The sequence below is a fragment of the Ruegeria lacuscaerulensis genome (genome assembly GCF_013033355.1).
Taxonomy (GTDB): domain Bacteria; phylum Pseudomonadota; class Alphaproteobacteria; order Rhodobacterales; family Rhodobacteraceae; genus Ruegeria; species Ruegeria lacuscaerulensis_A.
On the sequence record NZ_WQDY01000005.1, the window covers coordinates 211,073 to 226,671 of the forward strand.

The 15,599-nt window shown below is 58.6% G+C and carries 13 protein-coding genes; 8 read left to right on the plus strand and 5 right to left on the minus strand.

Annotation, left to right across the window (positions count from 1 at the left end; translation table 11 throughout):
• Nucleotides 1–88: 88 nt before the first annotated feature.
• Nucleotides 89–3,241: a valine--tRNA ligase gene (locus tag GOW48_RS11575; RefSeq protein WP_170753826.1), complete on the minus strand. Its 3,153-nt coding sequence runs from the start codon at nucleotides 3,239–3,241 to the stop codon at nucleotides 89–91.
• Between the two features lie 78 nt (nucleotides 3,242–3,319).
• Nucleotides 3,320–4,051 (minus strand): dienelactone hydrolase family protein, encoded by a 732-nt coding sequence (locus GOW48_RS11580; RefSeq protein WP_170753828.1) that lies wholly within the window; start codon nucleotides 4,049–4,051, stop codon nucleotides 3,320–3,322.
• 116 nt (nucleotides 4,052–4,167) lie between these two features.
• Between GOW48_RS11580 and GOW48_RS11585 the strand changes: the two genes are divergently transcribed.
• The 3 genes from GOW48_RS11585 to GOW48_RS11595 all read left to right on the plus strand — a co-directional run bounded on the left by GOW48_RS11585 (nucleotide 4,168) and on the right by GOW48_RS11595 (nucleotide 8,315).
• Nucleotides 4,168–6,459, plus strand: coding sequence for a xanthine dehydrogenase family protein molybdopterin-binding subunit (locus GOW48_RS11585; protein WP_170753830.1), 2,292 nt, complete (start codon nucleotides 4,168–4,170; stop codon nucleotides 6,457–6,459).
• Nucleotides 6,437–7,513 carry a DUF2235 domain-containing protein gene (locus GOW48_RS11590; RefSeq protein WP_170753832.1) on the plus strand — a complete coding sequence of 359 codons (1,077 nt, stop codon included), beginning with the start codon at nucleotides 6,437–6,439 and terminating at the stop codon, nucleotides 7,511–7,513. Before GOW48_RS11585 ends, GOW48_RS11590 begins: the two co-directional genes overlap by 23 nt.
• 340 nt (nucleotides 7,514–7,853) lie before the next feature.
• On the plus strand, nucleotides 7,854–8,315 hold the full coding sequence (locus tag GOW48_RS11595) for a GNAT family N-acetyltransferase (RefSeq protein ID WP_170753990.1): 462 nt from the start codon (nucleotides 7,854–7,856) through the stop codon (nucleotides 8,313–8,315).
• 242 nt (nucleotides 8,316–8,557) lie between these two features.
• Here the strand turns inward: GOW48_RS11595 and GOW48_RS11600 are convergent, their stop codons facing one another.
• Nucleotides 8,558–9,136 carry a GcrA family cell cycle regulator gene (locus GOW48_RS11600; protein ID WP_170354987.1) on the minus strand — a complete coding sequence of 193 codons (579 nt, stop codon included), beginning with the start codon at nucleotides 9,134–9,136 and terminating at the stop codon, nucleotides 8,558–8,560.
• A gap of 126 nt (nucleotides 9,137–9,262) precedes the next feature.
• Between GOW48_RS11600 and GOW48_RS11605 the strand changes: the two genes are divergently transcribed.
• The 3 genes from GOW48_RS11605 to GOW48_RS11615 all read left to right on the plus strand — a co-directional run bounded on the left by GOW48_RS11605 (nucleotide 9,263) and on the right by GOW48_RS11615 (nucleotide 11,692).
• A complete protein-coding gene (locus GOW48_RS11605) occupies nucleotides 9,263–10,066 on the plus strand; it encodes an ABC transporter permease (RefSeq protein WP_170354988.1) in 804 nt (267 codons plus the stop codon).
• Between the two features lie 100 nt (nucleotides 10,067–10,166).
• Complete coding sequence (locus GOW48_RS22430) at nucleotides 10,167–11,276, plus strand: Hint domain-containing protein (protein ID WP_234899445.1); 1,110 nt, start codon at nucleotides 10,167–10,169, stop codon at nucleotides 11,274–11,276.
• Nucleotides 11,273–11,692, plus strand: a complete 420-nt coding sequence (locus GOW48_RS11615) for a NusA N-terminal domain-containing protein (protein ID WP_170753834.1) — start codon at nucleotides 11,273–11,275, stop codon at nucleotides 11,690–11,692. The genes GOW48_RS22430 and GOW48_RS11615 overlap by 4 nt, the downstream gene beginning before the upstream one ends.
• On the opposite strand, the gene GOW48_RS11620 is transcribed toward GOW48_RS11615, so the two are convergent.
• The gene (locus GOW48_RS11620) at nucleotides 11,664–12,572 is read right to left on the minus strand and encodes a DMT family transporter (protein ID WP_170753992.1); all 909 of its coding nucleotides are present in this window, start codon (nucleotides 12,570–12,572) and stop codon (nucleotides 11,664–11,666) included. The genes GOW48_RS11615 and GOW48_RS11620 overlap by 29 nt on opposite strands.
• Before the next feature lie 288 nt (nucleotides 12,573–12,860).
• On the opposite strand from GOW48_RS11620, the gene GOW48_RS11625 reads away from it, so the two are divergent.
• Both GOW48_RS11625 and argF read left to right on the plus strand, forming a co-directional pair.
• Nucleotides 12,861–14,048 (plus strand): aspartate aminotransferase family protein, encoded by a 1,188-nt coding sequence (locus GOW48_RS11625; RefSeq protein WP_170753837.1) that lies wholly within the window; start codon nucleotides 12,861–12,863, stop codon nucleotides 14,046–14,048.
• Between the two features lie 28 nt (nucleotides 14,049–14,076).
• Nucleotides 14,077–15,003, plus strand: a complete 927-nt coding sequence (argF, locus tag GOW48_RS11630) for an ornithine carbamoyltransferase (protein ID WP_170753840.1) — start codon at nucleotides 14,077–14,079, stop codon at nucleotides 15,001–15,003.
• Here argF and GOW48_RS11635 read toward each other — a convergent pair.
• Nucleotides 15,000–15,596, minus strand: a complete 597-nt coding sequence (locus tag GOW48_RS11635; RefSeq protein WP_170753843.1) for a ferric reductase-like transmembrane domain-containing protein — start codon at nucleotides 15,594–15,596, stop codon at nucleotides 15,000–15,002. The two genes, argF and GOW48_RS11635, sit on opposite strands and share 4 nt — an antisense overlap.
• Nucleotides 15,597–15,599 lie beyond the last annotated feature (3 nt).

Here is a 15,599-nt window from a genome sequence, read left to right on the forward strand (position 1 = left end):
AGCCTTTGAACCACGCGGCAAGCCCTTTGATGGCAAAAGAAAACCCCGCCAAAGGGGCGGGGTCTGCTTTAGTGTATATGCCTGAAGATCAGGCGATCTCGGCCAGACGGGCCAGCGCCTCGTTCAGCTTGGCCTCTTCTTCCTCGCGGGCGGCTAGGTTGGCTTTGGCTTCCTCAACCACCTCTTCCGGGGCCGAGGCCACGAATTTGGGGTTGTTCAAACGTCCGCGCAGACCGCCCAACTCCTTGGCCAGTTTACCCTTGGCTTTCTCCAGCCGTTCCTTTTCGGCACCAATGTCGATGATATCGGCCAACGGTAGGCCGAAAGAGGCCCCGGGAGCGGCGATCGAGATGGTGCCTTTGGGCAGTTCATCGGCCTTGGTCAGGCTGTCGATCCGGGCCAGACGCTTGATCAACGCCTCGTTGCGGTCCCATGCGGCTTGGCCATGGGCGTCGATTTCCGTCACCAGCATCGGCACGTAAAGCCCTGCCGGAACCCGCATCTGGGCACGGGCCGAGCGGGTGTTTTCGATGACCGAGATCACCCAGTTCATCTCACGATCCGCATCGGCATCGACCAGTTCGGTGCCATAGGTCGGCCAGTCGGCGTGGACGACCATTTTCGCGCGGTCGGCGGTCAGCCCCCAGAGTTCCTCGGTGATGAACGGCATGATCGGGTGCAGCAGGACCATGCACTGATCCAAAACCCAGCGCATGGTGGCGCGGGTTTCGGCCTGCGCCTCGGCGTCGTCGCCTTGCAGCAGGGGTTTCGACAGCTCCACGTACCAGTCGCAGACCTTGCCCCAGACAAAGGCATAAAGCCCGTTCGCGGCGTCGTTGAAGCGGTAGCTTTCCAGTGCCGCGTCAACCTCGGCCCGCACGCGGGCGGTTTCGCCGATGATCCAGCGGTTCACGGCGGCTTTGGGTTTCAGGTCGGCCACGTCCAGTTGCGGGACGTTGTCGGTGAAGACCTCGTTCATCTCGGCAAAGCGGACGGCGTTCCACAGCTTGGTGCCGAAGTTGCGATAGCCGGTGATGCGGTCGCGGGACAGTTTCAGGACGCCGCCGATGGCCGCCATCGAGGCGTTGGTGAAGCGCAGCGCGTCGGCACCGAATTCGTCCACGATCTCTAGCGGGTCGATGACGTTGCCGGTGGTCTTGGACATCTTCTTGCCCTTCTCGTCGCGGACGAGCGAGTGCAGGTAGACGGTGTGAAACGGGATTTCGTTCACCACGGCCAGTTGCATCATCATCATCCGGGCGACCCAGAAAAACAGGATATCCGCGCCTGTGATCAGAACGTCGGTGGGGAAGTAGCGCTCCAATTCCTCGGTCTGCTCGGGCCAGCCCAGCGTGCCGATGGGCCAGAGGCCGGAGGAGAACCACGTGTCGAGGACATCGGGGTCGCGCCACACCGGATAGACCAGCTTGGTTGGGTCTTGTTCGACCGCGTATTGGGCAAGACTTTCGGCGAACTGATGGATCGCTTCATGCTTGTCTACGACTTCGATGACCGTCGCGTGGCTCAAAGGGCTAGGAATGTTAGCGTTGTCGTCGAGGAATTTTTCAGTGACGGCCTCAAGGCTTGCGGCACATTCCATGACATTGCCACGATGCAGCATGCCGCCTTCGTTCAGCAAACGGCCCAATTCGACCAGATCAAGGTTGCCGTCGTTTTCGTCATCCTTGAAGTTCTCGGCCGACAGATCGAGCCCATACCAAACCGGAATCTGATGGCCCCACCACAGCTGACGCGAGATGCACCAGGGCTCGATGTTTTCGAGCCAGTGGTAATAGATCTTTTCGCCCGACTCCGGGATGATCTTGACCGTGCCGTCCTTGACCGCATCCAGCGCAGGGCCGACTACCTTTTCGGCGTCGACGAACCACTGGTCAGTGAACATCGGCTCGATAACGACTTTCGAGCGGTCGCCGAAGGGCTGCATGATCGGTTTGCTCTCGACCAGAGGGACCAGCGCCGCCGGGTCGTCATCCTCGCCCAGCTTGGTGCCCAGACGCGGATCATCGGCGCGGGTCATCACGGCCAGACCGTCGGCGGTGATTTCTTCGACGACTTTCGCACGCGCTTCGAACCGATCGAGGCCGCGCAGGTGATCGGGGATCAGGTTGATCGCGTCGATCTCGTTCTCGGTGAATTCGCGACCACGCGCGTATTCCTGTGCCTTGTCGGCCTCATCGGCATAAGTCGCGCCATCGGCCCGCATCGCGCCTTTGGTGTCCATCAGGCGGTACATCGGAATGCCGCCGCGCTTGGCGACCATGTTGTCGTTGAAGTCATGCGCGCCGGTGATCTTTACCGCGCCCGAGCCGAAATCAGGATCGGGATACTCATCGGTGATGATCGGAATCTGGCGGCGATGTTCTTTCGGGCCAACCGGGATTTCGCAGAGTTTCCCGATGATTGGGGCGTAACGCTCATCCGACGGATGAACCGCAACCGCGCCGTCTCCCAGCATGGTTTCGGGGCGGGTCGTGGCGATCGAGATATAGTCGCGCTCTTCCTCAAGGACGACGTTCCCGTCCTCGTCCTTTTCGACATAGGTATAGGTCTCGCCCCCGGCCAGCGGGTATTTGAAGTGCCACATGTGGCCCGGTGTCTCGATGTTCTCGACTTCCAAATCCGAGATCGCAGTCTCGAAATGCGGGTCCCAGTTGACCAACCGCTTGCCGCGATAGATCAGGCCCTTTTCGTACATATCGACGAAAACCTTGATGACCGCGTCGTGAAAATTCGCAGAATTTTCGTGGCCTGTGCGCGGATCACGCGGTGCGCCCGCCATGGTGAAGGCGTTGCGCGACCAGTCGCAGGAGGAGCCCAGACGCTTCAGCTGTTCGATGATCGTGCCGCCGTATTCGCCCTTCCATTCCCAGACCTTGTCGAGAAACGCCTCGCGCCCCAGCTCACGACGTCCCGGCTGCTGGGTGGCGGCCAGCATCTTTTCCACCTGCATCTGCGTGGCGATGCCGGCGTGGTCCTGACCAGGCTGCCACAGCGTGTCGAACCCGCGCATCCGGTGCCAGCGGGTCAGGATGTCTTGCAGGGTGTTGTTGAACGCGTGGCCCACGTGCAAAGCGCCCGTCACGTTGGGCGGCGGGATCATGATGGTAAAGCTTTCGTCGCGCGAGCGGTTCGCGCCTGCCTTGAAGGCTCCGGCCTGTTCCCAGGCCTCGTAGATGCGGGCCTCGGCCTCGGCCGCGTTGAATGTCTTTTCCATCGCCATGGGGTGCGTCCTGCGTCATCAATCTCGGGTCAGCGATTGCAATAGCGAATGGAGGCGGGAAGGGGAAGGGTGCGTGTGCTATCCGGCCTGTGCAAATCGGGCACGGAAGTAATCCTGCACCCTCTGATAGGCCGGTTCGTGGAAATCCAGCGTCAGCAGAGAGTGATCCTTGCCCTCATATTCCTGCGTTTCAAGGTCGTCACCAAAGGCGTCTTGCAGAGCACACATCAGCCGTTTCGGGGCCAGCTTGTCATCCGCATAACGCATTGCAAGCCCCGTGCCTTTGGCGACCATGCCCGCACGGGCTTGTGCGATGTCATCGGGGCTCATTTGCAGCTTATCGCCGCCAAAGATCGGTAAGGCGGGCTGGCTGGCGACGCCGCCCAGAACCGCGTCCTCGGCCATCAGGGTCAGAGCGAAGCTGCCGGTCAGGCACATACCGATGACACCCACGCCTGCTGCGTTGTCACGGGACTTTATCTCGGCCGCCAACGACCGCATCCAGCCTGCGATGGGGCTTTGGCGGCCTTTGAGGAACATGTTGAACTCGCGCCGGACGCAGAACAGTCGGGCCATGTTGCGGCCCATCGTGACTTTGCCATAGGTGCCGAACATATGCGGCAGGTAGACACGAAACCCCGCCCCGTTCAGGCGTTTGGCCAGATCCAGCGTTTCCGGTCCGATTCCGGGCAATTCCTGCAGGATCAGGATGGGTGGGCCTTCGCCCCCGGCATAAACGTCATGGGTTGCGGTCTTGCCGCTCGTCATCGCGGCAGAGAAAGGGAAAACGGTATCATGTGTCCAGGTCATGGGGTCTGAGGCTATCGGAATCCCGCAGAACTTAAAGTCCAAACCCCTGTCTTTTTCTGGACATCGCCCACACGCGGGCTACGGTCGCCTTCGGAACCGCGCAGGAGGGTCGCCCCATGGAAAAATTCGGCAGAAGCCAGCCCGTCAAACGGACCGAGGATCAGAGGTTTCTAACCGGGCAGGGGCACTACATGGATGATGTTGTACCAGAAGGTGCCATGCACGCCGTGTTTGTCCGCTCGCAGGTGGCGCATGGGGTGATCACGGCGCTTGATCTGGACGCGGCGCGCGCAGCTGATGGGGTTCGGCTAGTGATGACGCTGGAGGATCTGAAAGAGGCCGGGATTGACACCGTGATCAATGCGACGACGGTCAAGAACCGGGACGGCTCGCCCGCAGCAGCGCCTGCGCGTCACATGCTGTCGACCGACCGGGTGCGCTTTGTTGGGGAACCGATCGCGGTGGTTATTGCTGACACTCAAGCCCAGGCCCGTGACGCTGCCGAACTGGTCTTGGTCGAGATTGACGAACGCCCCGCCAAGCTGGACGTGGACGCGGGCGGAGAGACCTTGCACCCCGAAGCGTCGGATAATCGCGCATTTGACTGGGGTCTGGGCAACGAGGCCGCGACCGAGGCCGCGTTTCAGGCTGCGGCGCATACTGTATCGCTCAATGTGGTGGATAATCGGGTCATCATAGCCTCGATCGAGCCGCGCGGCTGTCAGGCCAACTGGGTCGATGGTCGCTTGCATTTTGCCTATGGCGGACAGGGGGTTTGGGCCATGCGCGCTCAACTGGCGCAAAAGCTGCGGGTTGAGCCTGAAGACATCCGCGTCACCACTCCGGATGTAGGTGGCGGCTTTGGTATGAAGGTGATGCCCTACCCGGAGTATTTCTGCACTGCCGTTGCAGCGAAGAAGCTGGGAAAACCCGTGCACTGGATTTCCGACCGGTCCGAGGCGATGCTGTCTGACCATCATGGCCGCGACCTGACCTCGCTGGCCGAACTGGCCTTTGATGCCGATCACCGGATCACGGCCTATCGCGTTCACAGCAAGATCAATCTGGGGGCCTATAACAGCCATTTCGGGCAGGCGATTCAGACTAGCCTGTTTAGCAAGGTTTTGATGGGCGTCTACGACGTCCAGACGACCTATCTGCGGGTCGAAGGGTTCTTTACCAACACCACACAGGTCGATGCCTATCGCGGTGCGGGCCGCCCCGAGGCGATTTATGTGCTAGAGCGCGTGATGGACCGCGCCGCGCGCGAACTGGGCGTGGACCCGTGGGAGCTGCGCCGCAAGAACTTCATCCGCCCCGAGGCGTTTCCCTACACCTCGGCCACCGGCGAGACCTATGATGTGGGCGACTTCAACATGATCCTTTCCCGCGCGGGCGAACAGACTGCGGGGTTTGCAGCCCGCAAGGCCGCCGATGCCGAACGCGGCCTGATCCGGGGGCAGGGCCTGTGTTACTATATCGAAAGTATTTTGGGCGATCCTTCCGAGAACGCGAAAGTGGAGTTCTGCGAGGATGGCACCGTGAACCTCTATGTCGGCACCCAATCGAACGGGCAGGGGCATGAGACGGTTTATGCCCATTTCTTGTCCGATCAGACCGGGATTTCGGCGGACCGGATTAATGTGGTGCAGGGCGACAGCGATCAACTTCCTCATGGTGGCGGTACTGGTGGGTCTCGGTCCGTTACGGTGCAAAGCACGGCCACACTGGCGACAATCGACGTCATGATCGCCGCATTCACGCCCTATCTGGCCGATAAGATGGGTGTGGAGGAGAGCGATGTGACCTTCGATCACGAAACCTTTCGCGCGTCGGGGTCGAACCTGACGCCTACCCTGACCGAGGCCGCGGATATGGCCCGCGCCGATGGCCGTACTGATCTGCTGCAACATCACGCGCGCGCCAACCTGGATGCGCGCAGCTATCCCAATGGCGCACATGTTGCCGAAATCGTCATCGATTCTTACACCGGAGAAACCTGGGTCGACCGCTATACAGTGGTCGATGATTTTGGTAACCTTATCAACCCGATGCTGGCCGAAGGGCAAGTACATGGCGGTGTGGTCCAGGGGATCGGACAGGCGCTGACCGAGCGTGTTGTGCATGATGCGCAGGGGCAACTGCTCACGGCTTCGTTGATGGACTATGCCTTGCCGCGCGCCGCCGAGATACCCATGATTAAGTTTACCTCGGCGCCGGTTCCGTCAACTTCAAACCCGATGGGTATGAAGGGATGCGGTGAGGCAGGCACCGTGGGCGCGCTGGCCGCAGTGGCAAATGCGGTTCAGGATGCGCTCTGGGATCACGGGGTGCGACAGGCGGATATGCCTTTCACACCTCAAAGAGTATGGGAGTTGCTGACGCATGGATCTGTCGCGGCTGAGTAGAAAGGTACTGGGATGGCTCGGACGGCCTCTGCGGTCCGAACACTCAGCCGAGTCGCGCCACCGTGAACCGATCAGCCATGTGATTATCCTCGACGGGACCATGTCGACGCTGGAACCGGGGTATGAGACCCACGCGGGCCAGACCCTGCGCCTGTGTTGCGAGATGGGCAGCAAGGTTTCTGTCTTTTACGAATCCGGGGTGCAGTGGGAAAGCTGGAAGTCCTCGCTGGACGTGATGATGGGGCGGGGGATCAACCGCCAGATCAGGCGTGCTTATGGCTATCTGGCATCGCGCTACAAACCCGGCGACAGGATTTATTTCATCGGCTATTCGCGCGGAGCCTACGGCGTGCGCAGCCTTGCCGGGGTGATCGATTTGATCGGGTTGCTCAAGGCCGAACACGCGACCGAGCGGAACATCAAACAGGCCTACCGACACTATGAATGCAACGCCAACGGCAAGGCGGCGGCTGAATTCCGGCAAGCCTTCTGCCATGAGGATGTGGCGATCGAAATGGTTGGTGTCTGGGACACGGTAAAAGCGCTGGGCCTGCGCCTGCCGCTGCTGTGGCGCTGGGCCGAAGAACGCCATTCCTTCCACAACCATCAGCTCGGCCCCGCCACGCGCCACGGCTATCACGCCATGGCGCTGGATGAGACCCGCGAGGTGTTCGAACCGGTTTTGTGGAAATGTACCCCCGATTTCAAAGGTCATGTAGAGCAGGTCTGGTTCCGCGGTACGCACGGGGACGTCGGCGGCCAGTTGAACGGGTTCGAAAAGGCCCGTCCGCTCAGCAACATTTCCCTGATCTGGATGCTGGACAAGGCCGAGATGCACGGTCTGCCTCTACCTGACGGGTGGCGCGAGCGGTTCCCGACCGATAAATCGGCGCGGTCGGTGGGCACATGGCGCGGCTGGGGCAAGATTTTCCTGCTGCGTAAGTACCGAAAAGTGGGGCGCGACCGGTCCGAGCGACTGCATGTCTCGGTCTCGCCGGATGATCTGCCGGGGTGGGTGCCGATTCCGGATTTGCCGTCACATCCGGCGCAGTGAGAGGTTGAAGGTGGGCCAGTGCCTCCAAGATTACCGGAACCTCAATGTCGGGGTTTATTCCAATCTTACTTCGCCTTGCTCGTAAGCTACTGTACTGATATCCTTACTATACGCTTGGCACATAAGCTGGGCAGTGGAGATTTCATGTTTACGATTGCGGGAAACCGCTAAGTCCTGAATGCAGGACGACTAAGCCAAATCGTGCCTGCACGAAAGTGTTAGGCTTTCATTTTCGCGTGGCTCGTGAACGCTCAAACTAACATCACCGATGCATGAGCTTTGCGCCCGTCACATCACGCGTATTTGCTTGATTGGCGGCACGAAGAAAGACGGAAAATCAATGAAAATTCGACTAACAAAGCAAAACGATATCGCTGCCTTGCAGGAGGTGCTTAACGGCACAGAGCTTTACCCCAGTGAAATGCTCCCTGACATGGTGGATGGATTTCTATCCGACGGTCAAGGCCTCGAGATTTGGCTGACATGTGAAAAAAACAGTAAGGCTGTTGGGTTTTGCTATGCTGTCCCCGAGGAACTTGCCGAAGGTGCATGGAACATGCTCGCCATCGCAATTCTGCCAACCGAGCAGGGTAAAGGTTTTGGCGGCGCCATCGTTAAGCATCTAGAAGTCGAACTCAAGAAGCGTGGACAACGCATTTTGATAGCCGACACTTCGGGTTCAGACGAGTTCGCAAAGACACGCGTGTTCTATCGCAAAAACGGCTACAGCGAGGAAGCTCGTATCAGGGATTTCTGGGCGGCGGGGGATGACAAAGTCGTTTTCTGGAAGTCGCTGATCTAATCCCCATGTGTTGTTCTTGACCTGTCCTCAGACAGGTCAGTTTCACGTGTTTGCCCAACTTGGTAACGGCAGTTGCGTCATGCACGTCCGACGCCTTGACTTGAAACACCCTCGCAGCTTTCTGCGAGGGTGTCTTCCTCGAAAGAGCCCGTGATTTTGCAAAACTGCCGATAAGAGGGTCTGAGAAACGGCTAAAGCCTTTCCACATCCCACAATACAGAATTGGGTTCTGTCGTTCCCGATCACCGCCGCCGGTCGCGGCGTGAACTCATGGGCTGGAACGCCACGCCCACATGCGCCTCGCAATAGGGTTTGCCGGCTTCAACCGGCAGACCGCAGAACCAGAAATCCTCGGTCGCGGGGTCGCCGACGGGCCATTTGCACGTCTTCTCGGTCAACTCCATCAAGGTTAGCTTCTTGGCCTTTTTCTCGACCTCGTTGACCTTGGCCAGTGCCTCGGGGCTGATCTCATTGGCCGAGGGTTGCGGCGGAAGCGGCTGACCGGCGGGGATGATCTGGCGGCGGGCTGGCACGGCGGGCTTCGCCTCGGCCGCCGGGGCAGGCGCGGGGCGCGCGGGTTCGGTCTTTGGTGCAGGTTTCGGCTTGGCCTCGGCCTTGGGGGCTGCGGGGGCTGGCTTTTCCTTGGGCTCGGCCTTGGCGGGGGTGGCTCCGGTGGCGCGGTTCGACAGACCCAGACGGTGGACCTTGCCAATAACCGCATTGCGGGTCACACCGCCCAGTTCCTTGGCGATCTGGCTGGCCGACTGGCCCTCGCCCCACATCTTTTTAAGCAGCTCTACACGCTCGTCAGTCCAGGACATCATTTGCCTTTCAAAAGCGGAAAGCGGCCCCGGATTCGGGCCGCCTTGGGAAATCGTCTCAGCCCCCTATTTTAATCACTGCCGCCCGAGTTACAAGCGGTCTTCGAATCAGGTCAGAGGCAGAGCATGCAGATTCCCGCAGAACACACCGAACGTCGCTTTGGAAGGGTCAACTGGATGGGTCTTTACACGCTGTCCAGACGTGAGACCCTGAGGTTCATGTCCGTTTGGACCCAGACTTTACTTGCCCCGTTGGTCACCGCCGGATTGTTTCTGCTGATCTTCAATATTGCCATCGGCCCCAGTCGATCAGCAGTGATGGGGGTACCGTTTTTAACTTTTCTGGCGCCAGGGATCATGATGATGACGGTGATCCAGAACGCGTTTGCCAATACTTCCTCTTCGATGATGGTTGCTAAAGTACAGGGCAACATCGTTGACACCCTCATGCCGCCTCTGTCACCGTTGGAAATCCTTCTGGGCTATCTGGCCGGAGCCATCGTGCGCGGGGTGCTTATCGCATCGATCGTGGCCGTTGCGCTGGCTTTGGTGTTGGGAATCGTGCCGAAATATCCTCTGATCGCGCTGGTATTTGTTGTCTTCGGTGGAGCATTGATGGGTGCTTTGGGCTTATTGGCTGGGATTTTTGCCAACAAGTTCGACCAGATGGCCGCGATTACCAACTTCATCGTGACGCCTTTGGCCTTCCTGTCAGGCACGTTTTACTCGGTTCAGGCATTGCCACCAGTGCTTAATGTCCTCAGCCATGCAAACCCGATTTTCTACCTGATCGACGGATTGCGCTTTGGAATGATCGGGGTTTCTGACAGCCCAGTATGGGTAGGGGTGGTGATCTGCGGTGTGGCTACGCTCGTGATTGGCGGTTCGGCGTGGACAATGCTGCGGACAGGCTACAGATTGAAATCGTAGAAGCGGAAAACCTTTAAAGTGAGAAAATTTGGTTAAATGTTAACGGCTTGTGTGTTAGGCGGTCGTTGCAGATAACAATGCGCGGTCTGAAAGGCTGAATATGCAGGAATTGATTGTTGGGGGCGACTTTGAAAGCCCCGGTATTTCGAATGCCAGCAATTTCCAGATTTTCGGATCCTATGGGTCATGGACAGGCACGGAAATTGAGATTGGCCGCGAAAACCTGTTTCTAAACACAGGCGATACGACGAACTTGGTTCTGGAACTGGATGGGAACCGAAACGAAACCTCTGTCGCGGAACAAACCTTTACAGTCACTGGTGACAATAAATCCGCAACACTGAGCTTTGATATCGCAGCTCGTCAAACCGGCAGCGGTGGCCCTTTTGATGATCCTGTGTTGGTCGAAGTTCTCGATTCCAATAACAACGTCATTTTTACGCAGACCGTGACGCCCACTTCTGACGGGTCATTCACGCGGGTAGAGTTCAATTTCGATTTTGGCGCCGAAGGCGACTATACTTTGCGATTTACCGAAGGGGGGGATGACAACAGCCTTGGCAGCATCCTCGAAAATATTTCGCTTATGGTCTGTTTTGCCGCCGGCACGCGGATCAAAACACCGCGCGGTGATGTAAACGTCGAAGACTTGCGGGTCGGTGATCTTGTTTCGACGTTGGAAGGTGAAGCAAAACCGATCCGGTGGATTGGCTCTAGAACCCTGGATCGGTTTGATCTTTTGGCCAATCCGAACATGCGTCCGGTTCTGATCCGCCAGGGCGCTCTGGGGCAGGGGATGCCCAATCATGATCTGAAAGTGTCACCACAGCACCGGTTGATGCTGCGATCCAAGGTGGCTCAACGGGTTTTGGGCGACGCGGAGGCGCTGGTTCCTGCCAAAAAGCTAACTCACCTGCCCGATATCGACGTTCAGGCGGACTGCACTGAAGTCCAATACTTTCATTTTGTCCTTGAAGAGCATTCGATAGTCATTGCTGAACACGCCTACACCGAGTCGCTGTACACGGGAAGCGAAGCGCTAAAGATGCTGGGTCCTGACGCTTTGGAAGAGCTGGCATTCCTTTTCCCGGATCTGGCCGTTACCCAACCGACACCTGCACGCCCATTGCATTCGCGCGGCAAGCTAATCGAAAAGATGTGCCTGCGGCTTGTGCAAAACCAGAAGCCGGCGGTGGAGCTTGCGCAATGACCTCATCGTCTCTTGTCGAAGGCGGCACCACGATAACGCTTGAGACGGACCGGACGCTGCTGACTTTGGCTGCCAAGCTCGCTGAGAAACAAATGATGTCGGCGCAGGACGCCATTGGCGAAATCGAGCAGGCCTTTACACGTGCCGCCGAGGCCGAGCACGGCCCCGAATATCTGTTCTGGGCAAAGATTGGAAAAGATGGTGCGATTTCTGTCGCTCAAGTCCTGAAAATTGTTGAGGTATTGACTGACCAATACCGCGAAGTTGCTCTTTCAGACCTAAGAAACAATTTCCCGGATGCGCAGATTGGCCAGTTTGTTGTCAATGCAATTGACCCGGTCCACCCACCTAAGGTCGCGCATTGGCTCAGCCCGCGCGCCACGGATATCAGCGGTTTGGATCTTTCCTTGACGTGATCGGGGGGGCGGTACGCGCCTCGCGCCAGACCAGCACCAGTCCACCGAACAGGATGATGGCAGAGCCGGTCAGGCTGATATGATCCGGCACTACGCGAAACACGGTAAAATCGTAAAGCGCAGCGAACACCAGGGTGGCATAGCTGATCGGCGCCACAAACGACGCATCGGCGCGTGCCATGCCATTGACGAAGCACGCTTGCGCGCAGGCCATCAACACGCCGATTCCCGCCAATGCTGCCCATTGTTCTGATGTAGGCGTTCGGAAAACGAAACTGACTGCGACTGAGGCGATCGTTAGTCCCATCGCGTTGTTGATCAGCAGGATCTGCAATGGCACCTCGCGACCCGCAAGTTTTTTAATGAATATTAGTTCCATCCCGATAGATGCCGCAGCTGCCAGCGCCAGCAAGGCTGCAGGTTGAAAGCTGTCGGGCGTAGGGCGCAGCAGAACGAGAGCCCCGGCCAGAGCGACGGCGGCGGCGAACCAGCGCCAGGGGCCAATGCTCTCTTTTAGGAGTGGAATGGCCAGGATCATCGCAAAAACCGGGTTCAGGAACGAGATCGCCGTGGCATCCGAGATTGGTATATACGCAACGGAAGCAAACATGAGCGTGATGCCGACCCACCCAAAGCTGGTGCGCCCGATATGTAGACCCCAATGTGGACGACTGAGGCGCGGACGCAAAACGCCAACTGTGCAGGCGATCACCAGAAATGCGAACAGAAAGCGGCCGTGGCTTATCTGCATCGGGTGCAGGGGCGGGCCAAGCTCGTCGGTTCCAAGGGCTTTGGCCAGGAGGGTTGTTCCTGCCAACAGCGCACTGGCGGCAAGGATCAGAAGTGCCGCAAGGGGCGGGTTGTGGCGCGCAGGTGTCATGCTCAAGCGGTGGGGCACTCTCGGTCAAATGACAAGTGTCAATTTCACACAACAATCGCATTTTGAGCCGTGCGCAATTTTGGGGTTCCCTGACCGGGCGCGCCCCGCTATACGACGGGCATGATCAAAAACGCGCATATTCTGTTACTCCGACGCCGACGCATCGCTGCGTAACCGGCCAGTTTGATCTATTGCGCTGTAAATCCGCGCAAACCTCACCAAATCAGTTGACGACTAGGGCCTTCGTGTATCACTCACGGGGCTTAACATATCGAAAAGGATGATCCGATGATCCCGTCCGTTCTGCCGACCTATAACCGCGCGCCCCTGACCTTTGTGAAGGGTGAAGGCGCTTGGCTGACCGAGGCGGATGGCCGACGTTTTCTGGACCTCGGCGCCGGGATCGCGGTGAACGCGCTGGGGCACGCGCATCCGGCGCTGGTCAATGCGTTGACGGAACAGGCGCACGTGCTGTGGCATGTCTCGAACCTTTATCACATCCCACAACAGCAGGCGCTGGCCGACAAGCTTGTTGAACATACCTTTGCCGACACGGTGTTCTTCACCAATTCCGGGACGGAATCGTGCGAGTTGGCCGTGAAAATGGCGCGCAAGCATTTCTACGACAAAGGCCAGCCCGAGCGGGTCGAGATCATCACCTTTGACGGCTCGTTCCACGGTCGGTCTTCGGCCGGGATCGCAGCGGCCGGGTCCGAGAAGATGACCAAGGGCTTTGGCCCTCTGCTGCCCGGTTTCGTACATGTCACGTTCGGCGATCTCGACGGTGTGACCAACGCAATCACGGCCCAAACTGCTGCGATCATGATCGAGCCGGTGCAGGGTGAGGGCGGTATTCGTCCCGTGCCAGATGCAGAACTAAAAGCCCTGCGCCAGATTTGCAACGACAACGGCCTGTTGCTGATCTTTGACGAAGTGCAATGCGGTGTTGGCCGCACCGGCAAGCTGTTCGCCCATGAATGGGCAGGTGTGACGCCGGATATCATGATGGTCGCCAAAGGCATTGGCGGAGGCTTCCCCTTGGGTGCCGTTCTGGCTACCGAGGATGCGGCCAATGGCATGACTGCGGGCACGCATGGGTCGACCTATGGCGGCAACCCACTGGGCTGCGCCGTGGGGTGCGCGGTGATTGACCAAGTATCGACGCCTGCATTTCTTGAGGGTGTGAACCGCAAGGCGGGCCTGCTGCGGCAAAAGCTGGAAGGTCTGATCGCCGATCATCCTGATGTATTCGAAGAGGTGCGTGGCGCCGGCCTGATGTTGGGTCTGAAGTGTAAGCCCACCAATATCGACGTGGTGAACGCAGGTTATGACAACGAAGTTATCACCGTGCCTGCCGCCGACAACGTGATCCGCCTGTTGCCACCGCTGACCCTGACCGAGGACGACATCGCGCAGGCCGTGATCCGTCTGGAAAAAGCGGCCGCGCAGGTTGCTGCAAACATGGCCTCGGCCTGAGAGATACTTGAATAAAAAGTGACATGATATGAACCACTTCCTTGATATCCACAAAACCGACGCCGCCGCGCTGCGTGGCATGATTGATCAGGCCAGCGCAATGAAACAGGCGCGCCTTGGGCAGCCTAAAGCGGCGCTGGATGATGAACAACCGCTCAAAGACCGTATGGTCGCGCTGATCTTTGAAAAACCCTCGACCCGGACACGTGTGTCTTTTGATGTGGGCGTGCGCCAGATGGGTGGGCAGACAATGGTGCTGTCCGGAAAGGATATGCAGCTGGGCCATGGCGAAACGATCGCCGACACCGCCCGCGTGCTGTCGCGCTATGTGGACATGATCATGATCCGTACATTTGACGAGACGATCCTGACCGAAATGGCTGAATATTCGGACGTGCCCGTTATCAACGGCCTGACCGATCGTACCCACCCCTGCCAGATCATGGCCGACGTCCTGACTTTTGAGGAACACCGTGGCTCCATCGCGGGTAAAAAAGTGGTCTGGACCGGCGACGGCAATAACGTCTGCGCATCGTTCCTGCACGCGGCGGGTCAATTCGGCTTCAACCTGACCTTCACTGGCCCTGCGCAGTTCGATCCCGAGGAAGAATTTATGGGATTTGCCCGTCAGAAGGGGTCGCGGATCGTTGTGGAACGTGATCCGTTCAAAGCGGTGGAAGGGGCTGACTTGGTGGTAGCTGACACTTGGGTCTCGATGCATGACAGCCAATCCGCCAAGGAGCGTCGCCACAATCTGCTGCGCCCCTATCAAGTCAATCCCGAACTGATGTCCCATGCCAAGCCCGATGCACTTTTCATGCACTGCCTGCCTGCCCACCGTGAGGAAGAAGCCACGTCCGAGGTCATGGACGGCCCGAATTCGGTGATTTTTGACGAGGCCGAGAATCGCCTGCACGCGCAAAAGGCAGTCATGCGCTGGTGTCTGGGCGTTTAACGTCTGGAAACATCCCAGACGCGTAATCTGACGAGCGTTCGCGCGCTCGTCAGTAAGATCAAAACGCAGAGTATGATCTTGCTCATGATCTCCATCGTGCCTTCGATCAGTAGCGCGTGGATGATGCTGCCTGCGATAGTTACTGATGCCAGCGTGGTGTGTGTCAATCGCCAGACTCGAAATCGAAGGGCTGTGCGCTGACGCAATATCCCCAACGCAGCGGCCGCGAATGCTGTCCACATCGCGATCACGCCCCAAGCCGAGAATGGCGTAGGCGACGTGAAGGTGAGGGCATCAACGACGTCCGGCGGGCTGGTGATCCATAATCCTCCGACGTGGATCACAATCGCGCCGACCAATGCCATCCCAACCCAGCGATGCAGATGGCGGCCGAACACAGGCGTAAGACCGGGCAAGTCTTTTGCGGCCAATAGTGGCTGCAACAACAAAAGGCTCAGGCAGGCGACACCCGCAAAACCTGCCGCGATATAGACCGGATCCCGCCACGCGAGGTATGGGCTGAACCCAGCGGCAATGACCGGGATGAAAATGACGGCGATCAGAACCGCCCAAATCGCCGTGATCTGACGCATGTA